The sequence below is a fragment of the Nocardiopsis sp. LDBS0036 genome (assembly GCF_041228755.1).
Taxonomy (GTDB): domain Bacteria; phylum Actinomycetota; class Actinomycetes; order Streptosporangiales; family Streptosporangiaceae; genus Nocardiopsis; species Nocardiopsis dassonvillei.
This window is the reverse complement of the sequence record NZ_CP141103.1, coordinates 2,174,269-2,199,766: the sequence shown is the minus strand read 5'-3', so window position 1 is coordinate 2,199,766 and position 25,498 is coordinate 2,174,269. Positions and strand designations below refer to the sequence as shown.

General features: G+C 72.6%; 19 protein-coding genes. 17 read left to right on the top strand and 2 right to left on the bottom strand.

Annotation, left to right across the window (positions count from 1 at the left end; translation table 11 throughout):
- Positions 1–292: 292 nt before the first annotated feature.
- A complete protein-coding gene (locus UIS43_RS09155) occupies positions 293–787 on the bottom strand; it encodes a transcriptional regulator (protein WP_013154123.1) in 495 nt (164 codons plus the stop codon).
- Positions 788–1,286: 499 nt separating this feature from the next.
- On the opposite strand from UIS43_RS09155, the gene pyrR reads away from it, so the two are divergent.
- The 14 genes from pyrR to UIS43_RS09085 all read left to right on the top strand — a co-directional run bounded on the left by pyrR (position 1,287) and on the right by UIS43_RS09085 (position 18,311).
- Positions 1,287–1,922, top strand: coding sequence for a bifunctional pyr operon transcriptional regulator/uracil phosphoribosyltransferase PyrR (gene pyrR, locus UIS43_RS09150; RefSeq protein WP_370012954.1), 636 nt, complete (start codon positions 1,287–1,289; stop codon positions 1,920–1,922).
- Complete coding sequence (locus UIS43_RS09145) at positions 1,922–2,830, top strand: aspartate carbamoyltransferase catalytic subunit (RefSeq protein ID WP_013154121.1); 909 nt, start codon at positions 1,922–1,924, stop codon at positions 2,828–2,830. The genes pyrR and UIS43_RS09145 overlap by 1 nt, the downstream gene beginning before the upstream one ends.
- Positions 2,831–2,996: 166 nt before the next feature.
- Positions 2,997–4,298, top strand: coding sequence for a dihydroorotase (locus UIS43_RS09140; protein WP_019610771.1), 1,302 nt, complete (start codon positions 2,997–2,999; stop codon positions 4,296–4,298).
- Positions 4,299–4,351: 53 nt separating this feature from the next.
- Positions 4,352–5,488, top strand: a complete 1,137-nt coding sequence (carA, locus tag UIS43_RS09135) for a glutamine-hydrolyzing carbamoyl-phosphate synthase small subunit (RefSeq protein ID WP_041553195.1) — start codon at positions 4,352–4,354, stop codon at positions 5,486–5,488.
- Between the two features lie 16 nt (positions 5,489–5,504).
- The gene (gene carB, locus UIS43_RS09130) at positions 5,505–8,807 is read left to right on the top strand and encodes a carbamoyl-phosphate synthase large subunit (protein ID WP_370012952.1); all 3,303 of its coding nucleotides are present in this window, start codon (positions 5,505–5,507) and stop codon (positions 8,805–8,807) included.
- A gap of 300 nt (positions 8,808–9,107) precedes the next feature.
- Complete coding sequence (locus UIS43_RS09125; RefSeq protein ID WP_013154117.1) at positions 9,108–10,007, top strand: dihydroorotate dehydrogenase electron transfer subunit; 900 nt, start codon at positions 9,108–9,110, stop codon at positions 10,005–10,007.
- 52 nt (positions 10,008–10,059) lie between these two features.
- Positions 10,060–11,001 carry a dihydroorotate dehydrogenase gene (locus UIS43_RS09120; RefSeq protein ID WP_041552794.1) on the top strand — a complete coding sequence of 314 codons (942 nt, stop codon included), beginning with the start codon at positions 10,060–10,062 and terminating at the stop codon, positions 10,999–11,001.
- Positions 11,002–11,318: 317 nt separating this feature from the next.
- Entirely contained in the window at positions 11,319–12,035 is a 717-nt protein-coding gene (gene pyrF / locus UIS43_RS09115; RefSeq protein ID WP_013154115.1) for an orotidine-5'-phosphate decarboxylase, read from the top strand.
- Positions 12,036–12,444: 409 nt separating this feature from the next.
- Positions 12,445–12,768 (top strand): integration host factor, actinobacterial type, encoded by a 324-nt coding sequence (gene mihF / locus UIS43_RS09110; RefSeq protein ID WP_017565056.1) that lies wholly within the window; start codon positions 12,445–12,447, stop codon positions 12,766–12,768.
- Between the two features lie 582 nt (positions 12,769–13,350).
- Complete coding sequence (gene gmk / locus UIS43_RS09105; RefSeq protein ID WP_013154113.1) at positions 13,351–13,938, top strand: guanylate kinase; 588 nt, start codon at positions 13,351–13,353, stop codon at positions 13,936–13,938.
- Positions 13,939–14,060: 122 nt separating this feature from the next.
- Positions 14,061–14,327: a DNA-directed RNA polymerase subunit omega gene (gene rpoZ / locus UIS43_RS09100; protein WP_013154112.1), complete on the top strand. Its 267-nt coding sequence runs from the start codon at positions 14,061–14,063 to the stop codon at positions 14,325–14,327.
- Positions 14,328–14,547: 220 nt separating this feature from the next.
- Positions 14,548–15,741, top strand: coding sequence for a bifunctional phosphopantothenoylcysteine decarboxylase/phosphopantothenate--cysteine ligase CoaBC (gene coaBC / locus UIS43_RS09095; RefSeq protein WP_013154111.1), 1,194 nt, complete (start codon positions 14,548–14,550; stop codon positions 15,739–15,741).
- Positions 15,742–15,997: 256 nt separating this feature from the next.
- Positions 15,998–17,191 carry a methionine adenosyltransferase gene (gene metK, locus UIS43_RS09090; RefSeq protein WP_013154110.1) on the top strand — a complete coding sequence of 398 codons (1,194 nt, stop codon included), beginning with the start codon at positions 15,998–16,000 and terminating at the stop codon, positions 17,189–17,191.
- A 178-nt stretch (positions 17,192–17,369) separates the two neighbouring features.
- Positions 17,370–18,311, top strand: a complete 942-nt coding sequence (locus UIS43_RS09085; protein ID WP_013154109.1) for a DUF11 domain-containing protein — start codon at positions 17,370–17,372, stop codon at positions 18,309–18,311.
- 56 nt (positions 18,312–18,367) lie between these two features.
- Here UIS43_RS09085 and UIS43_RS09080 read toward each other — a convergent pair whose 3' ends face one another.
- Positions 18,368–19,600 carry a DUF349 domain-containing protein gene (locus UIS43_RS09080; protein ID WP_013154108.1) on the bottom strand — a complete coding sequence of 411 codons (1,233 nt, stop codon included), beginning with the start codon at positions 19,598–19,600 and terminating at the stop codon, positions 18,368–18,370.
- Between the two features lie 452 nt (positions 19,601–20,052).
- Here UIS43_RS09080 and UIS43_RS09075 point away from each other — a divergent pair, with 452 nt between their 5' ends.
- From UIS43_RS09075 to UIS43_RS09065, 3 genes are all read left to right on the top strand, one after another.
- Positions 20,053–20,730, top strand: a complete 678-nt coding sequence (locus UIS43_RS09075) for an MBL fold metallo-hydrolase (protein WP_013154107.1) — start codon at positions 20,053–20,055, stop codon at positions 20,728–20,730.
- 278 nt (positions 20,731–21,008) lie between these two features.
- Positions 21,009–22,763, top strand: a complete 1,755-nt coding sequence (gene aspS / locus UIS43_RS09070; RefSeq protein ID WP_370012950.1) for an aspartate--tRNA ligase — start codon at positions 21,009–21,011, stop codon at positions 22,761–22,763.
- A 681-nt stretch (positions 22,764–23,444) separates the two neighbouring features.
- Positions 23,445–25,475, top strand: coding sequence for a SpoIIE family protein phosphatase (locus UIS43_RS09065; RefSeq protein WP_370012949.1), 2,031 nt, complete (start codon positions 23,445–23,447; stop codon positions 25,473–25,475).
- Positions 25,476–25,498 lie beyond the last annotated feature (23 nt).

The window sequence follows — 25,498 nt, the reverse complement described above, 5'->3', positions numbered from 1 at the left end:
AGGACGGGGTGCGCGCGGCGCCGGGCGGGGTCCTTGACGGGTCCGGCGGCCTGGGGTTAACTGGTTCGTGTCGAACAGGAGTTCGACGAACTCCGTCGGACCCCCCTCCGGCGGGAGGGCGGCGCGGTCGGGTTGGGGAGGGGAAGCCCCACGTCCGGCCGCGCCGCTCCGCCCCGTCCGCCGGCCAGTCCCCGGCCGGGCGGACACGACGAGAACCGGCGCCCCCGCGGGGGCGCCGGTTCTCGTCGAGCGGGTGCGAATCTGTTCGGTCGTCCCGGTGTCCGGGTACCGGTCAGAAGGCGTCGACCGCGCGGCGCGCCTCGGGGTCGAGGACGCCCCAGTTGATGAGCTCCTCGGTCAGGTCCCCGGGCGACTTGTCGTAGATGACCGCGAGTGAGCGCAGGTCCTCCTGGCGGATGGAGAGCACCCGCCCGTTGTAGTCACCCCGCTGGCTCTGGATCGTGGCGACGTAGCGGGACAGCGGCCCGGCCTTCTCCTGCGGCAGCTGCTGCATGCGCTCCAGGTCGATGACCAGCTTGGGCGTGGGGCCCAGCGGGGTGGGAGCCGCGCCGCCCGGCAGCAGCTCCGACATCGGCACGCCGTAGAAGTCCGCCAGCTCGGCGAGCTTCTGGACGGTGACGGCGCGGTCGCCGCGCTCGTAGGAGCCCACCACGACGGCCTTCCAGCGGCCGTGGGACTTCTCTTCCACCCCGTGCAGGGACAGGCCCTGCTGGGTGCGGATGGCACGCAGTCGCGCACCGAGGGACTTCGCGTATTCGGATGGCATCTTCTTGTCGCTCCCGGCCGTGACAGTGGCTGGCGTGGTGGGGGGACGTCCGCTCGTACTCGGCGGGCCGCCTGGGCGGTCCAGCGGATGGTCACGGGTTGCAACCCCACCCGGCAGTGGTTACAGACAGTGACGGTAGGGGGGTCTGCCTTCCAGGTCAAGCCGTTGGTGTGAAACGCGACTAATCGGTGGCCAAACCGTGCGTAAGTGAGACACCTCTCATGTCAGGACCGAGCGGGAGGAGTCGTGCGTCACGATGGCACGAAAAGCCCCTTCCTCCTGGGTATTTCAGGTTTCGGCCCCTTCGTTGCCGTATCCACTGGGTGACGACATGACCACATTTCAGGGGGTACGTGCGCGCTTGTGGTGTGATCAGAGTCACATTCGTGACCTCGGGTCATCGACCGCCTCGCGGGGGTCGCGAACGTCGCTGGTAGCGTGGATCCGATCGACATCCTTTAACGACCTGTTCAGTGAGGCAGGGAAGGGAGTCACTACTTTGCGTGCGCAAAAACCGACGACCGGTGACGCCGGTGGCGGTTCCCCCGCACCCGATGCGCCCGAGGGCACCCGCGCCGTCCTCGACGGCAGCGAGATCAACCGGGCGCTGACCCGCATCGCCCACGAGGTGCTCGAACGCACCAAGGGGGGCCGGGACGTCACCCTCCTGGGCATCCCCTCGCGGGGGGTCCCGCTCGCCCACCGCCTGGCACGGCGCATCGACCGGGTGGAGGACCTCACCGTCCCCGCGGGCTCGCTCGACATCACCATGTACCGCGACGACCTGCGCTCCGCCCCCGTCCGCGCCCTCGGCCGGACCGAGATCCCCCAGGGCGGACTCGACGACCGCGTCGTCGTCCTCGTCGACGACGTCCTCTTCTCCGGCCGCACCGTCCGCGCCGCCCTGGACGCCCTCGGCGACCTGGGGCGCCCCCGCGCCGTCCAGCTCGCCGTCCTGGTCGACCGAGGCCACCGCGAGCTGCCCATCCGCGCCGACTACGTGGGCAAGAACCTGCCCACCTCGCTGCGCGAGAGCGTCACCGTGCGCCTGGAGGAGACCGACGGACACGACGCGGTGCTGCTCGGCCCGTCCCGCCCCCGCACCCGCCCCGGCGCCACCGAGGGGAACGACTGATGCGCCACCTGCTCTCCACCGGCGACCTCTCCCGCGATGAGGCCACCCTCATCCTGGACACCGCCGCCGAACTCGCCCAGGTCGGCGACCGCTCCGTCAAGAAGCTGCCCACCCTGCGCGGGCGCACCGTGGTCAACCTCTTCTACGAGGACTCCACCCGCACCCGCACCTCCTTCGAGCTGGCCGCCAAGCGCCTGTCCGCGGACGTCATCAACTTCTCCGCCAAGGGCTCCAGCGTCTCCAAGGGCGAGAGCCTCAAGGACACCGCGCTGACCCTCCAGGCCATGGGCGCCGACGGCGTCGTCATCCGGCACAGCGCCTCCGGCGCCGCCCGCCGCCTCGCCAACTGGGTGGACGGGTCCGTCCTCAACGCGGGCGACGGCACCCACGAACACCCCACCCAGGCCCTGCTGGACGCCTTCACCATGCGCTCGCGCCTGGGGCGCCTGGAGGGGCTGCGGGTGGCCGTCGTCGGCGACATCCTGCACAGCCGGGTCGCCCGCTCCAACGTGCTGCTGCTCACCACCCTGGGCGCGCACGTCACCCTGGTCGCGCCGCCCACCCTGCTGCCGGTCTCGGTGCACACCTGGCCGTGCGAGGTCTCCTACGACCTCGACGAGGTCCTGCCCAAGTCCGACGTCGTCATGATGCTGCGCGTACAGGCCGAGCGCATGCACGAGTCGTTCTTCCCGTCCACGCGCGAGTACAGCCGCAACTACGGCCTGGACGGCGAGCGCCTGTCCCGCATGCCCGAGGAGGCGATCGTCATGCACCCCGGCCCGATGGTCCGCGGCATGGAGATCTCCGCCGAGGTCGCCGACTCGCCCCGCTGCACCGTCACCGAACAGGTCGCCAACGGCGTCAGCCTGCGCATGGCCGTGCTCTACCTGCTGCTCGGCGGCTCCTGACAACCCGGCCGCGGGGCCCCGTGCCCCGCGCCACCGCACCCGAGGGACGCGGGGCCCAGCCACGGGCCCGGGCGGCCCCGGCCCCCGCCGCGCCAGGCCCACCGGCGCGCCCCGGGGCCCCGCGCCGCCCCTCCCCATCCCAGAACACGAGGAAGCCAACACCGCGATGCCCGACACCCACGGACCGCACCTGATCCGCGGCGCCCGCCCCCTCGGCGGCGACCCCGTCGACCTGCTCCTGGCCGACGGCCGGATCGCCGCGACCGGCCGGGACCTGGACGCCCCCGAGGGCGCCCGGACCGTCGACGCCACCGGCCTGATCGCCCTGCCCGGTCTGGTGGACCTGCACACCCACCTGCGCGAGCCCGGCCGCGAGGACGCCGAGACGGTCGCCAGCGGCTCCCGCTCCGCCGCCATGGGCGGCTACACCGCCGTCCACGCCATGGCCAACACCGACCCCGTCGCCGACACCGCCGGGGTCGTCGAACAGGTCTGGCGCCTGGGCCGCGAGGCCGGGTACTGCGACGTGCGCCCCGTCGGCGCCGTCACCGTCGGCCTGGCCGGGGAGCGCCTCTCCGAGATCGGCGCCATGGCCGACTCCGCCGCGGGCGTGCGCGTCTTCTCCGACGACGGCATCTGCGTCTCCGACGCCCTGCTCATGCGCCGCGCCCTGGAGTACGTCAAGGCCTTCGACGGCGTCATCGCCCAGCACGCCCAGGAGCCGCGCCTGACCCAGGGCGCCCAGATGAACGAGGGCTCCGTCTCCGACCGCCTCGGCCTGCCCGGCTGGCCCGCGGTCGCCGAGGAGGCGATCATCGCCCGCGACTGCCTGCTCGCCCAGCACGTGGGCTCGCGCCTGCACGTGTGCCACGTCTCGACCAGGGGCTCGGTCGACATCATCCGCTGGGCCAAGGCCCGCGGCTGCGACGTCACCGCCGAGGTCACACCCCACCACCTCCTGCTGACCGAGGAGCTGGTGGAGGGCTACGATCCCGTCTACAAGGTCAACCCGCCCCTGCGCACCGCCGAGGACGTCCAGGCGCTGCGCGAGGGCCTGGCCGACGGCACCATCGACATCGTCGCCACCGACCACGCCCCCCATCCCGCGGAGGCCAAGGAGACCGAGTGGTCCACCGCCGCCATGGGAATGGTCGGGTTGGAGACGGCGTTGGCGGTCGTGCAGCGCACGATGGTCGACACCGGCCTGCTGACCTGGGCCGACGTCGCCGACCGCATGTCCGCGGCACCGGCCCGCATCGGCCGGGTCCACGACCACGGGCGTGACCTGGCGGTCGGCCAGCCCGCCAACGTGGTCCTGTACGACCCGGCCGCCGCCGTCGACGTGGACGGCGCGGCCATGGTCAGCAAGAGCGGCAACACCCCCTTCCGGGGCATGACCCTGCCCGGCCGGGTGCGCGCCACGTTCCTGCGCGGCGCCCCGACCGTCCTGGAGGGGAAGATCCAGTGAGCACAGAACAGAACACCCGGGCCGCCCACGGCCCGGCGGAGGAGGGGGCGAACGTGTCCGAGAGCGGACCCGCGATTCTGGTACTCGAGGACGGCCGTGTCTTCCACGGCCGCTCCTTCGGCGCCACCGGGGAGACCTTCGGCGAGGCGGTCTTCAACACCGGCATGACCGGCTACCAGGAGACCCTCACCGACCCCTCGTACCACCGCCAGATCGTGGTGATGACCGCCCCCCACATCGGCAACACCGGCGTCAACGACGACGACCCCGAGTCCGGCCGCGTCTGGGTCGCCGGGTACGTCGTGCGCGAGCCCGCCCGCATCACCTCCAACTGGCGGGCCGAGCGCACCCTGGACGAGGAGCTGCGCCGCCAAGGCGTGGTCGGCATCGCCCTCACCGGCACCCGCGCCCTCACCCGCCACCTGCGCGACAAGGGCGTCATGCGCGCCGCCATCAGCACCACCGAGACCGACCCGCGGGCCCTGCTGGAGCGCGTGCGCCAGCAGCCCACCATGGCCGGGGCCGACCTGGCCGCCGAGGTCAGCACCGGCGAGCCCTACGAGGTCCTGCCGCCCGAGGGCGTGACCGCCCGCTTCCACGTCGCCGCCGTGGACCTGGGCATCAAGGCCATGACCCCCCAGCGCCTGGCCGAGCGGGGGTGCCGGGTCACCGTGCTGCCCTCCACCGCCACCGCCGAGGAGATCCTCGCCCTGGACCCGGACGGGGTGTTCTTCAGCAACGGCCCCGGCGACCCCGCCACCGCCGACGGGCCCGTCACCGCCATGCGCGGCGTCCTGGACGCGGGCAGGCCGCTCTTCGGCATCTGCTTCGGCAACCAGATCCTGGGGCGCGCCCTGGACCTGGGCACCTACAAGCTGCCCTTCGGGCACCGGGGCGTCAACCAGCCGGTGATCGACACCCGCTCCGGCAGGGTCGCCATCACCAGCCAGAACCACGGCTTCGCCGTCGAGGCCCCCCTCGACGAGCCCTTCGACACCCCCTACGGCCGGGCCGAGGTCAGCCACATCGGCCTCAACGACCGCGTCGTCGAGGGCCTGCGGCTGCTGGACCGCCCCGCGTTCAGCGTCCAGTTCCACCCGGAGGCCGCCGCCGGCCCCCACGACGCCGCCGAACTCTTCGACGCGTTCGTCGACCTGATGTCCGCCCAGCCCGCTCCGGCTGCCAAGTAGCAAGAGGAAGCAGAGCATGCCGCGCCGTAGTGACCTTTCATCCGTCCTCGTGATCGGCTCCGGCCCGATCGTGATCGGGCAGGCGGCCGAGTTCGACTACTCGGGCACCCAGGCCTGCCGGGTTCTGCGGGCCGAGGGCCTGCGGGTCATCCTGGTCAACTCCAACCCGGCCACGATCATGACCGACCCGGAGATCGCCGACGCCACCTACGTGGAGCCGATCACCACCGAGATGATCGAGAAGATCATCGCCAAGGAGCGCCCCGACGCGCTCCTGCCCACCCTGGGCGGGCAGACCGCCCTCAACGCCGCCGTCGCCCTGGACGAGGCGGGCATCCTCGCCAAGTACGGCGTCGAGCTCATCGGCGCCAACATCGAGGCCATCCAGTCCGGTGAGGACCGCGAGAGCTTCAAGGGCATCATCGAGCGCATCGGCGGCGAGTCCGCCCGCTCGCGCATCTGCCACACCCTGGAGGAGTGCCTGGCCGCGGCCGAGGAGCTCTCCTACCCCGTCGTCGTGCGCCCCTCCTTCACCATGGGCGGCGCGGGCTCGGGCTTCGCCCACGACGAGTCCGAGCTGCGCCGCATCGCCGGGCAGGGCCTGGCGCTCTCCCCGACCACCGAGGTGCTCCTGGAGGAGTCCATCCTCGGCTGGAAGGAGTACGAGCTGGAGCTGATGCGCGACACCAACGACAACGTCGTGGTCGTGTGCTCCATCGAGAACCTCGACCCCATGGGCGTGCACACCGGCGACTCCATCACCGTCGCCCCCGCCATGACCCTCACCGACCGCGAGTACCAGAAGCTGCGCGACATCGGCATCGCCGTCATCCGCGAGGTCGGCGTGGACACCGGCGGCTGCAACATCCAGTTCGCCGTCCACCCCACCACCGGCCGGGTCATCGTCATCGAGATGAACCCGCGCGTGTCGCGCTCCTCGGCGCTGGCCTCCAAGGCCACCGGCTTCCCGATCGCCAAGATCGCCGCCAAGCTCGCCGTCGGCTACACCCTGGACGAGATCCCCAACGACATCACCCGGGAGACCCCGGCCAGCTTCGAGCCCACGCTCGACTACGTCGTCGTCAAGGTGCCCCGCTTCGCCTTCGAGAAGTTCCCCGGCGCCGACCCCGGCCTGACCACCACCATGAAGTCGGTGGGCGAGGCCATGGCCATCGGCCGCTCCTTCCCCGAGGCCCTCCAGAAGGCCATGCGCTCCCTGGAGAAGAAGGGCGTCGGCCTGACCTGGGAGGGCGAGCCCGGCGACAAGGACGAGCTGCTGCGCCTGGCCGCCACCCCCACCGAGCACCGCCTGCGCCAGGTCCAGCAGGCCCTGCGCGCCGGGGCCACCGTCGAGGAGGTCCACGAGGCCACCCGCATCGACCCCTGGTTCGTGGACCAGATGCTGCGCCTGGAGGAGGCGGCCCGCGTCCTGGCCGACGCCCCCAAGCTCGACGCCGACCTGCTGCGCCAGGTCAAGGGGCTGGGCTTCTCCGACCTCCAGATCGGCCAGATCACCGGCCGCAGCGAGGACGTGGTCCGCGAGCTGCGCCACGCCCTGGGCGTCCACCCCGTCTACCTGACCGTGGACACCTGCGCCGCCGAGTTCGAGGCCAGCACGCCCTACCTGTACTCCAGCTACGACGAGGAGACCGAGGTCCCCACGGGCGACCGCCCCAAGATCATCATCCTGGGCTCGGGACCCAACCGGATCGGCCAGGGCGTGGAGTTCGACTACTCCTGCGTCCACGCCTCCTTCGCCCTCTCCGACGCCGGGTACGAGACCGTGATGGTCAACTGCAACCCCGAGACCGTCTCCACCGACTACGACACCAGCGACCGGCTCTACTTCGAGCCGCTCACCCTGGAGGACGTGCTGGAGGTCGTGCGCGCCGAGCAGGCCGCCGGACCGGTCGTCGGCGTCATCGTCCAGCTGGGCGGCCAGACCCCGCTCGGCCTGGCCCGACGCCTCAAGGACGCCGGGGTGCCCATCATCGGCACCAGCCCCGAGGCCATCGACCTGGCCGAGGACCGCGGCGAGTTCGGCAAGGTCCTGGCCGACGCCGGGCTGCCCGCGCCCAAGTACGGCACCGCCTACTCCTTCGCCGAGGCCAAGGCCGCCGCGGACGAGATCGGCTACCCCGTCATGGTCCGCCCCTCCTACGTGCTGGGCGGCCGCGGCATGGAGATCGTCTACAGCGAGGCGATGCTCGCCGACTACATCGAGCGCAACGCCGAGGTCAGCCCCGAGCACCCGGTGCTCATCGACCGCTTCCTCGACGACGCCATCGAGATCGACGTCGACGCCCTCTACGACGGCCGCGACCTGTACCTGGGCGGGGTCATGGAGCACATCGAGGAGGCCGGGATCCACTCCGGCGACTCGGCGTGCACCCTGCCCTCCATCACCCTGGGCCGCGAGGACATCGAGCGCATCCGCTACTCCACCGAGGCCATCGCCCGCGGCACGGGCGTGCGCGGCCTGATCAACGTCCAGTACGCGCTCGCCTCCGGTGTGCTCAACGTCCTGGAGGCCAACCCGCGCGCCTCGCGCACCGTGCCGTTCGTGTCCAAGGCCACCGCGGTGCCGCTGGCCAAGGCCGCCGCCCGCGTCATGGCCGGGGCCACCATCGCCGAACTGCGCGAGGAGGGCATGCTGCCCGCCCGCGGCGACGGCGGCGACCTTCCCGTGGACGCCCCGGTGTCGGTGAAGGAGGCCGTACTGCCCTTCAACCGCTTCATCGACAAGGAGGGCGAGGGGGTCGACACCATCCTCGGCCCCGAGATGCGCTCCACCGGCGAGGTCATGGGCCTGGACACCGAGTTCGGCGCCGCCTACGCCAAGTCGCAGCTGGCCCTCAACGACTCCCTGCCCGAGCGGGGCCGGGTGTTCGTCTCGGTGGCCAACCGCGACAAGCGCTCGATGATCTTCCCGGTCAAGCGCCTGGCCGACCTCGGCTTCGAGATCCTGGCCACCGAGGGCACCGCCGTGGTCCTGCGCCGCAACGGCGTCCACGCCACCGTGGTGCGCAAGCACAGCGAGGGCAGCGGCCCGGCGGGCGAGCCCACCATCGTGCAGCTCATCCACTCCGGGGGCGTCGACCTCATCGTCAACACGCCCTTCGGCAGCGCCGGGCAGGCCGGACCGCGTCTGGACGGCTACGAGATCCGCACCGCGGCCGTGGTGCGCGGCGTGCCCAGCGTGACCACCGTGCAGGGCCTGGCCGCCGCGGTCCAGGCCATCGAGGCGCGGGTGCGCGGGGACCTCGGCGTGCGCTCCCTCCAGGAGCACGCGAGCACCCTCACCGCCAGCCGGGCCTAGGCTGTTCCTCTTCGGGCATCCGCTCCGCCCGCCCGTCGCCCGCCACCGCCCGCGGGGGCGCTTCGCGCCGGGCGGGCCACCGCCCTCGACGGACGGCACACGCAGTACCTTCCTGTTTCGGGCGCCCGGAGAGCGGGCGCCCGAAACAGCCGGGGCGGCGGGCGGGGGCGCCGTGGACGGTGTGTCCACGGCGCCCCCGCCTATACGGTTGGCGCACAGGACGACGCAGGAATCCCAGAGGGGGGAGGGCGGCGCCGACGCCCCGGTGTCCGCGACACCGGGCCCGGGCGCCACGACCTGATGAGCGACAACGGACCGGTGCAGACCAGGTGCCCCGTGCTGAACGTACGCAGGGTGGACGCCTACTACGCCATCACCGTGGTCGCCCCGGGCATAGCCGAGCGGTTCCGCTCCGGGCAGTTCGTTTCGGTGGCCGTCGGCGGCGACCACTCCAGCACCCTGCTGCGCCGCCCCTTCGCCATCCACGACGTCAAGCCCGACTACGGCGGCACCGTCGAGTTCCTGTTCTCGGTACGGGGCACCGGCACCGCCTGGCTCTCCGAGCGCCGCTCGCGCGACCTGCTGGACGTGGTCGGCCCCCTGGGCCGCCCCTTCCCGCTGCCCCGCGAGCCGGTCAACTGCGTGCTGGTGGGCGGGGGCTCGGGCAGCGCCCCGCTGTTCCCGCTCGCCCAGTCGCTGCGCAGGCGCGGCTGCCGGGTGGACTTCGTGCTGGGCGCCGCCTCCGCCGACCGGGTGTTCAGCGCCATCACCGCCCGCCGCATCGCCGAGACGGCCGCCTTCACCACCGACGACGGCTCCTTCGGCACCCGCGGCCGCGTCACCGACGTCCTGGGCAGGGTGATCGAGGAATGCCGGTCCGACGCCGTCTACGCCTGCGGCCCCATGCCGATGCTGCGCGCGGTCACCTCCGTGGCGGCCAGCCACGGCATCCCCGTCCAGGTGGCGGTGGAGGAGACCATGGCCTGCGGCACCGGGATCTGCATGACCTGCGTCATCCCGGTGGTGGGCGAGGACGGGATCACCCGCATGGTGCGCTCCTGCGTGGACGGCCCGGTCTTCCGGGGCGAGCAGGTGCGCTTCGACGACGTGGGCACGATCCCCTTCGACGCCCTGGGCGCCCCGGGTTGGAAGGGCTCCAGCGCGGCCCGCGCCGCGGAGACGGCCCGCGACATCGCCTGAGGGCCCCGGACCCGCCCCGGGACCGACCACCACCAGACAGTGGGTGAGAGAGTTGAACGCAGACCTCAGGACCCGGCTGGGCGGCTGGGAGCTGCCCAATCCCGTGGTCACCGCCGCCGGGTGCGCCGGAGCGGGCCGCGAGCTGGCCCAGTTCCTCGACATCGCCTCGATCGGCGCCGTCACCACCAAGTCGGTGATGCTGGAGCCCCACGCCGGGCGCCCGTCCCCGCGCATGGCCGAGACGCCCAGCGGGATGCTCAGCACGACGGGCATGCAGGGTCCGGGCGTGGACGTGTTCCTCCAACGGGACCTGCCCTGGCTGCTCTCCCGGGGCGGACGGGCGATCGTCTCCGTCGCGGGCACCGGCATGGCCGAGTTCGGCGAACTCGCCAGACGCGTGTCCGCCGCGGACGGGGTCAGCGCGATCGAGGTCAACCTCTCCAGCCCGGACCCGTCCGACCCCGCGGGGCGCCGCTACGTGGACGACGCCGCCCAGGCCGCGGCCGTGGTGCGCACGGTGCGCTCCCACACCCGTTCGGGGCTGCCGGTGCTGGCCAAGCTCGCCGCCGACGTCCCCGACGTGGTGGAGCTGGCCGCCGCGTGTGTGGAGGCGCGCGCGGACGGGCTGTCCATGGTCAACACCGTGCGCGGCATGGCCGTGGACACCCGCACGCTGCGCCCGGCGGTGGCCGGGGGGATGGGCGGGCTGTCGGGGCCGGCGATCCGACCGCTGGCGGTGGGGTGCGTCTACCGGGTGCACGAGGCGCTTCCGGACGTGCCCATCATCGGGATGGGCGGGGTCCGCACGGGTGCCGACGTGATGGAGTTCATGGCGGCCGGGGCCTCCGCGGTGGCGGTCGGCACGGTCAACTTCTCCGACCCCTCGGCGTGCGCCCGCGTGCTCCGCGAGTTCACCGAACTGCTGGAGGCCCGCGGGCTGAGGCGGGCCGCCGACCTGGTGGGCGCCGCGCACCGGACGGGTGTGGGGGCGTGACAGGCCGGGCACGCGGCGCACAAGGGTCCTGACCGGCCTGAACGGCGTTCAGATGGCGCTGTGCGACCAAACACGCGCAATTGGTCTCTACCACTGTCCTGACCGTTACGTCCCGTCTGCGGCCGTCTGGGAGGCCGTTACGGGGAAGTGACACGGGTGGGGCGCATGAAGCGGCTCATCCGGGGAACCGCACACTTGATGGTGTGCACATGACAGCGAACGTGCATTCTCAGGTGCCGCGGTAAGCACGTCCGCAAGTACGTCCGTGCCTTGCACGCGCCGACCCCGGTCGGCGGCACACGATGGGAGATACCGACATGACCGAGACCACCGCGCCCTCCGCGCCCATCGCCGTGGCGCTCGACGCCAGGGACCTGGAGACCGCGGCCACCTGGGCCTCAGCGGTCGCGCCGCACGTGAGCACGGTCAAGGTGGGCCTGGAGCTGTACCTGCGCTACGGGCCCGACGTGGTCAGCGCGGTGCGCGGGGCCAGCCGGGTGGGGGTCTTCCTCGACCTGAAGCTGCACGACATCCCGGCCACGGTCGCCGGCGCCGCGCGCAGCGTCGCGGGCCTGCGGCCCTCGATCCTGACCGTCCACGCCGGGGGAGGGGCGGACATGGTCCGGGCCGCGGTGGAGGCCGCGCCGGAGACCAGGATCGCCGCCGTGACGGTGCTCACCTCGATGGACGAGGACGACCTGGAGCAGGTGGGGCTGCTCGGTCCGGCCCGCGACGCGGTGCGGCGCCTGGCGGTCCTGGCCGTGGGCGCCGGGGCCCGCGCGCTGGTCTGCTCACCCCAGGAGGTGGCCCTGCTCCGCTCCGAGGTCGGACCGGACGTCACCCTCATCACGCCGGGCGTGCGCCCGGCGGGGGCGGACAGGGGCGACCAGTCGCGCGTGGCGACCCCGGAGGAGGCCGTGGCGGCCGGCGCTGACCTGTTGGTCATCGGCCGCCCCATCACCCGCGCGCCGGACCCGGGGGCGGCGGCGGCCTCCCTCGCGGCGGCCGTGCGCCGGGCGGGTGTGCGCGTGTAGGGAGCGAAGGGGGAGGGGGCCGCGCGGGCGCCCTTCGACGGTGTCCGGAGGTGTTGGGCCAAGGGATCGACGGATCGGGGAGACGAACCGGTGCACGGGAGTCTGACACGACCGATTATGGGTCACTGTCAGTCACTGATTTGGCATGTCCGAAACCCGCCGAGCACTGCCGAGAGTGACCCGCGTCACCCCTGCGTGACCTGCGCTGGTGGCACCCTCCGGACCTCCTTCAATCGGGACCAAAGTCCCGGTTTTCGTCTCGCAGTGCAGTCGAATAACAACTCTCAGTAGTTAGTTCGACGAAATAGCCGTTGAAAGGGCACTTTGCGTTGCCTAACAGGGGTCAGACCTACTAACTTGCGCAGGCGTCCGCCCTCTACAAACGAGTAGAAATCCGAGGTGACCCGGCGTGGCCCTTCCTCCCCTGACACCCGAACAGCGCACCGCGGCTCTGGCCAAGGCCGCCAAGGCCAGAAAAGAGCGCGCGGAGGTCAAGAACAAACTGAAGAACGGCGGCATCTCGCTGTCCGAGGTCCTTTCCAACGGCCTCAAGGACGACGTCATCGGCAAGATGAAGGTTTCGGCTCTGCTCGAATCCCTTCCCGGCGTCGGCAAGGTCCGGGCCAAGCAGATCATGGAGCGGCTCAACATCGCCGAGTCGCGCCGTGTCCGCGGTCTGGGAACCAACCAGCGCGCCGCCCTCGAGGCCGAGTTCGGCGACCTCACCAAGTAACACCAGGCAGTACCCGCAGCACCCAGCAGTACCGAGCAGCACCTGAAAGCAGTGCACCGGTCCGCCGCGTCCCCCACAGTCGCGGCGCACACCACGCCGCGACAGCGGCCGACCCCCGGTGAGCCAGGCAGGGCCGCGGTCGGCGGACGGGTGACCCCAGGTCACGACCGTCCGCCGCGCCGCGGCCCTTCGCTCGCCCCGGGCGCGGTGTGTGTCGAGGCGGGTCTGGGCCGTGCGCCGCGGCCCTTGGCTCGCCCCGGGCGCGGTGTGTGTCGAGGCGGGTCAGGACCGTGCGCCGCTGCCCTTGGCTCACCCCGGGCGCGGCGTGTGTCGAGGCGGGTCAGGACCGTGCGCCGCGGCCCTTGGCTCACCCCGGGCGCGGTGTGTGTCGAGGCGGGTCAGGACCGTGCGCCGCTGCCCGGTGGTATAAAGGGAGCTTCCCGCGACCGTACGCGGACACCCCGCACACCAGACCGCCCGCACGGTGACGGCGCCCGGACCGGCTTCGGCCCGCCGGAGCGCGACGCGAGGGCCACGGCCCCGCCCGTGGCGGGCGGGCCCGAAGGGAAGCCTCGAACACACATGCCCGATCCCGGATCCCAGTCCCGCCCGGCGCAGAAGCGGCTGACCGTGCTGTCCGGACCCTCGGGTGTGGGCAAGAGCACGGTGGTGGCCCACCTGCGCCGTGAGAACCCCGACGTGTGGCTCTCGGTCTCGGTCACCACGCGCCGCCCCCGCCCGGGCGAACAGGACGGCGTCCAGTACCACTTCGTCACCGACGAGGAGTTCGACCGCCTCGTCGCCGAGGACCAGCTCCTGGAGTGGGCCCAGTTCGCGGGCAACCGCTACGGCACCCCGCGCCGACCCGTCGAGGAGCGCCTGCGCGCCGGAGTGCCCGTCCTGCTGGAGATCGAGCTCCAGGGCGCCCGCCAGGTGCGCGAGTCCATGCCCGACGCCCTGCACGTCTTCCTCGCCCCGCCCTCCTGGGAGGAGCTGGTGCGCCGCCTCACCGGACGCGGCACCGAGTCCGACGAGGTGATCCAGCGCCGCCTGGACGTGGCCAGGGTCGAGCTGGCCGCCGAGAAGGAGTTCGACACCACCCTCGTCAACACGTCCGTACAGGAAGTGGGCGACGAGCTGCTAGCGTTGATCACCGCGCCCAAGGTGTGATAGCGGCCGGGCCCGGAGGGCCCGCGCCATCCGCGCCGCGCCGGGAACCGTCCCGACGGCGCCCCAACGTCCGTCCACCGCGGCTCCACGACGAGCCGCGGAACATTCCTGGGGGTAATGAAGTGGCTGGTACCGAGCCCGTCGCCGAAGGCATCACCAACCCGCCGATCGACGATCTGCTGGAGCTGGTGGACAGCAAGTACAGCCTGGTCACCATGGCCTCCAAGCGGGCCCGCCAGATCAACGCCTACTACGCCCAGCTGGGCGAGGGCCTGCTGGAGTACGTCGGCCCGCTGGTGGAGACCCAGGTCCAGGAGAAGTCGCTGTCCATCGCCCTGCGCGAGGTCAGGTCCGGCCTGCTCACCGCGGAGCCCTACGAGGGTTCCTGACCCGTCTTTCTCCGCGTGCTCGCGAGCTCGCACGGGGCTCGGGGCGCGGAGAACCGGGTTCCGCGCTCCAAGGGGCACGGCGTCCTCGTCGGCGGCTCGACTCCTCTCGCGGGGTCCGGTGCGCCCCTCGCCTTCCGCGCGCCCGCCGCGCCCCTGGCGCGCGCGGGGCGGCCGGGGGCTGGTAGAACTCCTTTCTGTGAGTGACACAAACGTTCCCCGCGTGGTCCTCGGCGTCGGCGGCGGCATCGCCGCCTACAAGGTCTGCGAACTGCTGCGCCGCCTGACCGAGTCCGGCCACCGGGTCCGGGTCGTGCCCACCGCCGAGGCCCTGCGCTTCGTCGGTGAGCCCACCTGGGCCGCCCTGTCCGGCCAGCCCGTCGCCACCGGAGTGTGGGACGGGGTCCACGAGGTCCCGCACGTGCGCATCGGCCAGGAGGCCGACCTGGTGTTCGTGGCACCGGCCACCGCCAACATCATGGCCAGGGCCGCCGCGGGCCTGGCCGACGACCTGCTCACCAACACCCTGCTCACCGCGCGCTGTCCGGTGGTCTTCGCTCCCGCGATGCACACCGAGATGTGGGAGCACCCCGCCACGCAGGCCAACGTGGCCACCCTGCGCTCGCGCGGCGCCGTCGTCCTCGACCCGGCCGTGGGCCGCCTGACCGGCGCCGACACCGGACGCGGGCGCCTGCCCGAGCCCTCCGAGCTGTTCGAGGCCGCCCGCCTCGTGCTGCGCCGCGGCGCCGCCGCCCCCGACCTGGCCGGACGGCGCGTGGTGGTCTCCGCGGGCGGCACCCGCGAGGCCGTCGACCCCGTCCGCTTCCTGGGCAACCACTCCTCGGGCAAGCAGGGGTACGCCCTGGCGCGCACCGCCGCCGCCCGCGGCGCCGACGTGACCCTGGTCGCCGCCAACGTCTCCCTGCCCGACCCGGCCGGGGTGCGCGTCGTGCGCGCGGGCTCGGCCGTGGAGCTGGCCGAGGCCATGGAGGCCGAGCGCGTCGGCGCGGACGTGATCGTGATGAGCGCCGCGGTGGCCGACTTCCGGCCGGTCGCCAGCGCCGCCTCCAAGATCAAGAAGAGCCCCGGCGCGACGCCCGCGCCCATCGAGCTGGCCGAGAACCCCGACATCCTCGCCGGGCTGGTCGCCTCGCGCGACGCCGAGGGGCTGGCGCAGACCGTCGTGGGCTTCGCCGCCGAGACCGACGACGTGATCGCCAACGGCCGGGCCAAACTGGCCCGCAAGGGCTGCGACCTGCTCGTGGTCAACCAGGTCGGCGGCGGGCGCGCGTTCGGCACCGAGGACAACCAGGCCGTCATCCTGGGCTCGGACGGCAGTGCGGTGGACGTGCCCACCGGACCCAAGGAGGACCTCGCCGACCGTGTCTGGGACCTGGTACTGCCGCGCCTGGGCTGAAGCGCCCGCCTGGCGCGGCCCGGTCGAACAAGCGGGTGCCCAGGACTGGATTCCCACCGCGGAGTACGTCAGACTTCAACGTGCACCCGTGGCGACCGGGGAGGTCGTCCGCGGGGTGCCCGCCCCCAGCAGTCCCGTTACAGTGGACCAATAACCAACCCCGTCGGTCGGTATTGGCCGCCTCGGCAGGCAGCCGGGGGCGCCCGTGCCGCACCGGCACATGTCAGCCAGCAGCCGCTGCAAGGAGTCACGCAACGTGTCCCGCCGCCTTTTCACCTCCGAGTCGGTCACCGAAGGCCATCCCGACAAGATGGCCGACCAGATCAGTGACGCGATCCTCGACGCGATGCTCACCCACGACCCGCGCAGCCGGGTCGCGGTCGAGACGCTGATCACCACCGGTCAGGTCCACATCGCGGGCGAGGTCACCACACAGACCTACGTCGACATCCCCGCCATCGTGCGCGGAAAGATCCTCGAGATCGGCTACGACTCCTCCGCCAAGGGGTTCGACGGCGACTCCTGCGGGGTCAACGTCTCCATCGACGCGCAGTCCCCCGACATCGCCCAGGGTGTCGACACCGCCTACGAGGCGCGCGTCGGCAACGAGGACGACGCCCTCAACCGGCAGGGCGCGGGCGACCAGGGCCTGATGTTCGGCTACGCCAACCGCGAGACCCCCGAGCTCATGCCGCTGCCGATCAAGCTGGCGCACTCCCTCTCCGAGCGCCTGGCCGGGGTCCGCCGCAACGGCACGGTGCCCTACCTGCGCCCGGACGGCAAGACCCAGGTCACGGTCGAGTACGACGGCCAGACCCCGGTCCGCCTGGACACCGTCGTGGTCTCCAGCCAGCACTCGGCCGACATCAACCTCGACGAGATGCTCGCCCCCGACATCCGCGAGCACGTGATCGAGCCGGTCGTGGCCGCCTACGGCCTGGAGTCCGACGACTACCGGCTCCTGGTCAACCCGACCGGCCGGTTCGAGATCGGCGGCCCCATGGGCGACGCCGGTCTCACGGGCCGCAAGATCATCGTGGACACCTACGGCGGCTACGCCCGCCACGGTGGCGGCGCCTTCTCCGGCAAGGACCCGTCGAAGGTGGACCGCTCGGCCGCCTACGCCACCCGCTGGGTCGCCAAGAACATCGTCGCGGCCGAGCTCGCCGAGCGCGCCGAGGTCCAGGTGGCCTACGCCATCGGCAAGGCGCACCCGGTCGGCGTGTTCATCGAGACCTTCGGCACCGAGAAGGTCGCCCCGGAGCTGATCGAGAAGGCCGTCAAGGAGGTCTTCGACCTGCGTCCGGCCGCCATCGTGCGCGACCTGGACCTGCTGCGCCCGATCTACTCCCGGACCGCCGCCTACGGCCACTTCGGCCGTGAGCTGCCCGAGTTCACGTGGGAGAGCACCGAGCGCGCCGCCGCGCTGCGCTCCTTCGTGGGCGCCTGAGCCGCACCCGCGGCACCGGTTCCCGCGAGGGGACTCCAGGGCGCGCACGGCCGTCACCGGCCGTGCGCGCCCTTGCGCGTGTTCCGGGTTCCTCCGCATGGCGCACGATCGAAGTGACTACTCCGTGTTATTCCGTATAGACGTAATGTCATTTCTGTGCTCGTACGCGGAGGAGACCATGGCCGTAGCAACGGCGGTGTCTGCGGTGGGGCTGGTGGCCCTGCTCGCCCTGCCCGGCGCCCACCACGCACCCGGCAAGTCGGGAGGCGGCGGAGGGGAGGTCGTGCCCGGCGCGGACAGCCTGCACGTGGCCCTGGAGTCCCGCGCCGAAGCGCGGCGGCCGGGCCCGGGCGACCGGATCCACTACACGGTCAACGTGCGCAACGACGGAGGCAAGGCGGTGCCTGAGGCCGAGATCGTGCAGTTCCTCCCCCCGACCGTGCGCTACGTCTCGGGGACGTCCGGGGCCGAGCCGGGGGAGGGGCGGGTGACCTGGTCGCGGTCCCTGGAGCCCGGCGACCGCGCGAGCATGCGTTTCACCGGCGAGATCACCGCGGTCCGCGGCGGGGGAGAGCACCCGGTCGCCACGGTCTGCGCGCGCCCGGAGCCGGGAGCGGTGCTGGTCTCCTGTGACGCGGCCGTGCACCGCGTCCACGGAGCGGTGCCGCCGGTGTGGGTGGTCACGGGACTGGCCTTCGCGGCCTCGGTGGCGCTGTGCGTCGGCGGCCTGGTGCGCCACCGCGACACCCGGAACCGGTTGGAGGGGGAGCCCGGAGCGGAGACGGTGCCCGCCCGCGCGAACGCCGACGGAGCGGGGGAGGCCGCCGTGAGCGCGGCCCGGGTGCCCGTCGGGACCGGATCCGCCGCGGCGGAGGGGACCGCCGACCGGCCGCGGACCGTGCTGGAGACGCTGGTCGTCCACAGGGCGGCGCCCGACCCCGTCCCCGTCACCGCGCGGAGCGAGCGGGCGCACGGGCCGGACGCGGGGGAGACCGAACCGCGAGAGGCGCACGAGTCCGTACGCGTGCCCGACCCCGGGCCGGAGCCCGAGCCCGTACCCGCCGAGACCGCGCACGCGCCCGCGGAGGAGCCCGAACCGGTCGCCGGGCCGCGCGGCTGACCCGGGGCCGCACATGCGGACGGGCCGCGCCACGTGGCGCGGCCCGTCCAACGGGCTCAGCTCAGCTCGTCGAGGGCCTTCTCCGCCTCGGCCAGCCACGAGCGGCGGGCCTCCAGCGCGTCCTCGTACTCTCTGACCCGGCGCTCGTCGCCCCTGTCCCTGGCCTTGCCCAGCTTGGCCTCCAGGTCGGCGATCGCCGCCGCCAGCTGCGCGACCGTGTCCCTGGCGCGGGCCCGCGCCTCGGGGTTGCTGCGCTCCCACTCGGCGTCCTCGGCCCGGCGCACGCCGTCCTCGATCTGCCGGAAGGCGCCCTCCAGCTGGTCGCGCACGTCGCGCGGCAGCTCACCGGCCTCCTCCCAGGCGTCCTGGAAGTCGCGCAGCCGCGCACGCGCCCGGCGAGGGTCGGAGATCTTCGGGATCTCCGCCTGGGCCTCGGCCAGGATCCGCTCCTTGGCCTCGGCGTTGACCCGCAGTTCGGCGTCGCGCTCGGCGAAGGTCGCGTTGCGCGCGTCGAAGAAGGTGTCCTGCGCGGCCTTGAAGCGCGCCCACAGCTTGTCCTCGCTCGCCCGGTCCGCCCGGCCGCTGCGCTTCCAGCGCTGCATCAGGTCGCGGTAGGCGCGGGCCGTGGCCCCCCAGTCGGTGGAGCCCGACAGGGCCTCGGCCTCCACCACGATGCGCTCCTTCTCCGCACGCACCGACTCGCGCTCCTGGTCCAGGCTGGCGAAGTAGGCCTTGCGCCGCTTGGAGAAGGAGTTGCGCGCCGCCGACATGCGCTTCCACAGCGCCTGCTCGGTGGGCCGGTCGGCCCGCGGCGCCTTCTTCCACTCCTCGATGAGCTGGAGCATCCGCTCGCCGCCGGACTTCCAGTGCGTCGTCTCCACCGCGACCCGCTCGGCCTCGGCGACGATGCGCTCCTTGACCTCCCGGGCCTGGCCGCGCGCCTGCTCCTGGGCCTGCTTCTGCTCGACCTTGCGCTCCTCGGCGCGGCCCGCCAGCGCGTCCAGGCGGCCCATCAGCGACTCCAGGTCGCCGACCGCGTTGGCCTCCCGGACCGAGTCTCGCAGCTTGTCGATGTTCGACATCGCGGCGGAGGCGGACAGGTCGGTGTTGCGGAGCCGGTTCTCCAGCAGCTCCACCTCGGTGACCAGGGAGTCGTACTTGCGCCGGAAGAAGGCCAGAGCCTCCTCGGGCGCCCCCGCCTGCCACGATCCGACGACCCGCTCGCCTTCGCTCGTGCGCACGTAGACCGTGCCTTCGTCGTCTACGCGGCCCCAAGGGTCCGTGGTCACCGTGTCCTCCTGCTGTCATGAACCCGGCCGTGGGGCGGGTTCGGGTCGTCGCGTCGCACTCCTCGCCGGTTCGCGATGGGAACCACCGTGCTGAGCACGATATCCCCGCGATCCGGTGGGAGGCGCCGCGCCGTGAATTCACGTCTGCGCAGATCACGCGGGTCCGCGCGCCCTCGGGTATGGGGCCGGGCCGCCCTCCCGCCCAGCGCTGGCGCAGGTCGGGGCCCCGGCGTGCACCAAGGACGGTGACCAATATGGCATTACCACGCGGTTTGGCAAAGAGGCCAGCCGCGCGCGGTGATCGAATGGTGATCAAACGCGTACCCGGGCACGACGACCGGGTCGCCGCCCCCGCCCCGCCTCGATAGGCTGCACCGGGGGGACGCTGCGTCCGGACCGGGACCCGCCGCCCCGCGACCGCGCACCCGACCGAGGACAGGACGACATCCGCCGTGCTCATCGCCGCACTTCCCACCGGGCCCCTCGCCGCGAACTGCTACGTGCTCGCACCGGCCCCGGGCGGCGACTGCGTCATCGTCGACCCCGGCCAGGAGGCCACCGAGCAGGTCGACAAGGTCCTGTCCGAGCACGGGCTGACCCCCGTCGCGGTGCTGCTCACCCACGGCCACTTCGACCACGTGTGGTCGGCCGCCGACCTGTGCGCGCGCCACGGCGTCCCCGTCCACCTGCACGCCGCGGACCGCGGACTGCTCACCGAGCCCGCCGCGGGGGTGGACCCCGGCTTCGCCGCGCAGCTGTCCGCCCTGCTGGGCCCGGGCCCCCACCCCGAGCCCGACGACCTGGTCGAGGTCGGCGGCGGCGACACCCTCACCCTGGCCGGACTGGACTTCGGGGTCGAGCACACCCCCGGCCACACCCCCGGGTCGGTCGTGTACACGGTGACCACCGAGGACGGCGTCCCCGTGATGTTCGCCGGGGACCTGGTCTTCGCCGGTTCCATCGGCCGCACCGACTTCCCCGGCGGCGACCACGCCGCCATGCTGCGCAGCCTCGCCAGCGCCGTGCTGGGCCGCCCCGACACCACCCAGGTCCTGCCCGGCCACGGACCGGCCACCACCGTCGAGCGCGAGCGGGCCACCAACCCCTACCTGCGCGATATCGCCGGCTGACACCGTGCCCCGGCCGCCCTCTTCCGTCCCGCAGGAACGACGTATGACCACCCCACACCACCGAGGCGCCCGCCGCCCGAGCGCGCCCGCGCGGCCGCACGGCGGGCGAGATACCCGCACCGGCCCCGCCTGAGGGCGGATCGCCGGTGGCTTCGCACGCCCTTCCCCCGGTCCTCCCCCCACCGGGTGCCCGAAGGCCGTGTGCGCAGGATCTGGCCCGCACCCGAGCGCAGGTCGGGCACACTTGACACGAACAAAGACGCTGAAGGAGTAGTCCGTTGATACGCACGCATGAGGCAGGTGCGTTGCGCGCCGAGCACGCAGGCGCGACCGTCGTCCTCGCCGGGTGGGTGGCACGCCGCCGCGACCACGGCGGGGTGGTCTTCCTCGACCTGCGCGAGGCCTCCGGCGTGGTCCAGGTCGTCGTCCGCGAGGACGACCTCGCCCACGACCTGCGCGCCGAGTACTGCATCAAGGTCACCGGCTCGGTCCGGGTCCGCCCCGAGGGCAATGAGAACCCCGAGATCCCCACCGGCGCGGTCGAGGTCGTCGCCGACGAGATCGAGGTGCTCAGCGAGGCCGCGCCGCTGCCCTTCCAGCTCGACAGCGCCGCCGACGTGGCCGAGGAGACCCGGCTGCGCTACCGCTACCTGGACATCCGACGCCAGGAGATGGCCGACAACCTGCGCCTGCGCTCCAAGGCGACCTACGTCGCCCACGAGGTCATGCGCGACCTGGGGTTCACCTACGTGGAGACCCCCTACATGACCCGCTCCACGCCCGAGGGCGCCCGCGACTTCCTCGTCCCGGTCCGCCTCCAGCCGGGCCACTGGTACGCGCTGCCGCAGTCCCCGCAGCTGTTCAAGCAGCTGCTCATGGTCGGCGGCATGGAGCGCTACTACCAGCTCACCCGCTGCTTCCGCGACGAGGACCTGCGCGCGGACCGCCAGCCGGAGTTCACCCAGATCGACCTGGAGATGAGCTTCGTCGACGAGGAGGACCTCTTCGCCGTCGGCGAGAAGCTGTTCACCCGCCTGCTGCGCGAGGTGCGCGGCGTCGAGCTGCCCGAGCGCTTCCCGCGGATGCGCTACTCCGAGGCCATGGACCGCTTCGGCTCCGACAAGCCCGACCTGCGCTTCGGCCAGGAGCTGGTCGAGGTCACCGCCTACTTCGCCGACACCCCCTTCCGGGTCTTCAAGGCCCCCTACGTGGGTGCCGTGGTCATGCCGGGCGGCGCCTCCCAGACCCGCAAGGAGCTGGACGCCTGGCAGGAGTGGGCGCGCTCGCGCGGCGCGAAGGGCCTGGCCTACGTGCTCGTCCAGGAGGACGGCTCCCTGGGCGGCCCGGTGGCCAAGAACCTCTCCGAGGCCGAGCGCGGGGGCCTGGCCGCCCAGGTCGGCGCCGCGCCGGGCGACGCGGTGTTCTTCGCCGCGGGCGCCCGGACCGCGAGCCAGGAGCTGCTGGGCGCGGCCCGTCTGGAGATCGGCAGGCGCTGCGGCCTGATCGACACCTCCCGGTGGGAGATCCTGTGGATCACCGACATGCCCCTGTTCGAGGAGGCCGACGAGGAGGGCTCCTGGAAGCCGGTGCACCACCCCTTCACCGCCCCGGCGCTGCAGGACGAGGCCGACTTCCAGGACCACCCGGGCACCACCGACTCCCGGGCCTTCGACCTGGTGCTCAACGGCTACGAGCTGGTCTCGGGCTCCATCCGTATCCACCGGGCCGAGATGCAGCAGCGGATCTTCGACGTCATCGGCCTGAGCAAGGCCGAGGCCGAGTCGAAGTTCGGGTTCCTGCTGGAGGCGTTCAAGTTCGGCCCGCCGCCGCACGGCGGCCTGGCCGTGGGCTGGGACCGCATCGTCATGCTGCTGGCCGGTCAGCCGACCATCCGCGAGGTCATCGCCTTCCCCAAGACCGCCTCGGGCGGCGACCCGCTGACGGGCGCGCCCACGCCGATCACCGCTGAGCAGCGGGCCGAGGCCGGGGTGGACGCCGACCCCGACGCCGAGGAGCGCGAGAAGCGCAAGTAGGGGGCCGTCGGCCCTGTCGGGGGCGGTGCGCGCACGGCGCGCGCCGCCCCCGACGCGTGTACCGGCGAGGGGCCGCCGACCCCCCGGGCCCGCGCCCCCGGACGCTCCGGGACCGAAGAATTTCGCGGCTCCCGTGAGGTGCCCGAATTCATCCCATTTTGAACCTGTCTCATTCGGTCACTCGGCGAAAACGGGCAGTTATCGGGCGTCATGGAGGGGCGTGCGCGTGGCCGGACACGGCCTCAGTGCCCCGGTACGGATGCGCGGACAGCCGTCATCCCCTACCGTTGAGGGCGAATCACCCCTTCCGAGCCGCGATGAGAACGTGTTGTGGAGTGGACACGTATCTCACGGGGACACCCCCGGTCACGGGCGGAAGTGGTGGCGGAGTGCATTCTGCGCTGTTGAGTCACACGGGCATAACGATTTCCATCCTGTGGTCGCTCGGGTGCGACCCCGGGTGCGGAATCGACCGCCCTCCCGTCGCGCCGATGGAGCACGCGGGTCCGCGTCCAGCCAGGTCACACGGACGCCGGACGACGCGTGCGTCGGCCCTGCCCCTGTTCCGGCACCAGATCCGGCCCAGCCCCGGACACTAGAATGAGCCGGTCGGAACGTTTCAAGGGTGACCGCGCCTGCGCGCGGGTGTGACGTCCGAGACGACATGAGGATGAGTCATACGTGAACGGAAAACGCGCTTCAGGCGATGGTTCCGAGAGCGCTCTCGCGGAGGCGTTCTCCCACGCCCCCGAGCCCATGGTGCTCACCCTGGCCGACGGCGCGATCGTGCACGCCAACCTGGCCTTCACCGAACTCTTCGGCCGCGACGCCTCCGACCTCGACGGAGGGGCCTGGTTCGACCTCCTCGACGGTGACGACGCCCAGCGCGGCGCCCGCGCACACCACGAGGCACTCGCCGGGAACCGGGGTCGCCGGTCCCGCCTGCGCCTGAAGGTCGCCGACAAGGCCGCCCACCTGGTGGAGGCCGAGCTGCGCCCCCTGCCCGGGGACGGCCCGGAGGACGCCCGCGCGGTCGTCCTGCTGCACCTGCTCTCCACCGAGGAGGCCGACCTGCGCGTGATCGGCGAGCTGCGCACCGACAACTCCGACTCCGTGCTGTGGAGCCTGGACCCGGCCAGCGGACGCCTGCGCGAGATGTTCGGCCCCACCCCGCTCGGCGCGCTGCTGGCCGGGAACGACCGCGAACTCGAACGCATCCTGGAGCGCGTCCACCCCGACGACATCGCCCGCGTGCGCGACGCCATCTCCGCCTCCTTCGCCGGGCGCGACTACGAACAGCGCTTCCGCGTCTTCGACCGCCTCGGCGACGAGCGCTCCCTGCACGTGCGCGCCCGCTACGTGCCAGGCGATCCCGACCGCCTCGTGGGCATCGTCGACGACGTCACCGAGCACGTCCAGCTCGTACGCCGCCTCGCCGACCGCCGCCGCACCGAGGCCGAGCACGGCCGCCTGGTCACCGAACTGTCCTCCAAACTCGTCTCGGCCACCACCGTCGACAAGGTCATGGACCTGCTCAGCGAGGAGTTCCTGCCCATCTTCGGCGGAGTCCAGGCCGTCGCCCTCTACGTCGAGAACGGACTGCTGCGCAGCTCGCCCAGCGCACACGCCAAGAGCGCCACCAGCAACATCGAGCGCATAGACGGCCGCCGCGCCGACGACACCGACTTCCCCATGGGCGCGGTCATCCAGGACCGCCAGCCCCGCTTCTTCGAGAGCCGCGCCGAGATCATCAGCCGCTTCCCCGCCGCCGTCGAACTCATGCGCCAGGTGCGCGGCCAGGCCTGGGCCACCGTGCCCATCTTCGGCGACGGCAAGGTCGCCCTGGGCGTGTGGCAGATGGTCTGGGACCGCCCCCACCACGCCAGCCGCGACGAGCGGGCCCTCATGCTCACCTTCGCCGGACTCGCCGGGCAGGCCCTCCAACGGATCAAGGCGCAGCAGGCCGAGCTGGAGCTGGCCGACGCGCTCCAGCGCCGCATGCTGCCCCGCCAGGTGGCCAGCTTCCCGGACATGGACATCGCCACCAAGTACCTGCCCTCCCGCGCGGACTGGCGCATCTGCGGCGACTTCTACGACGTCATCGAACTCCCCGAGAACAAGGTCGGCCTCCTGGTCGGCGACGTCCAGGGGCACGGCGTCGAGGCGGCGGCCGCCATGGGCCAGATCCGCGTGGCCTTCCGCGCCTACGCCACCAACCAGTCCGACCCCGGCGTCGTCCTGGGCGAGACCAACCGCCTGCTCACCGAGACCGGCGAGATCGTCTTCGCCACCTGCGGCTACCTCGTCGTGGACCGCGAGAGCGGCGTCATGCAGGCGGCCTGGGCCGGACAGCCGCCGGTCGTCCTGGCCACCCGGAGCGGCTACGAGCTCTGGGAGCCCGAGACCGGCCCGCCGCTGGGCGTGCTCTCCGACCCCGAGTACGCCGTCACCACCCGCATGCTCCCGCCCGGCACCGCCCTGCTGCTGTGCTCCGACGGACTCGTGGAGAGCTCCGAGGTGCCCATGGGCGAGGGGCTGGCCCGGGTCGGCGCGGCGCTCTCCAAGCACCACGAGGACCCCGAGGCCGCCGCGCACGTCATCGCCGAGATGGCCCCGGCCGGGCGCGGCGACGACATCGCCCTGCTCATCACCCGCATGATCCCCTCCACCGAGCCGGCGCGGGACCGCGCCGCCGTGGCGACCGCGACCTGACCGGTGCCCTCGGCCGCCTACCC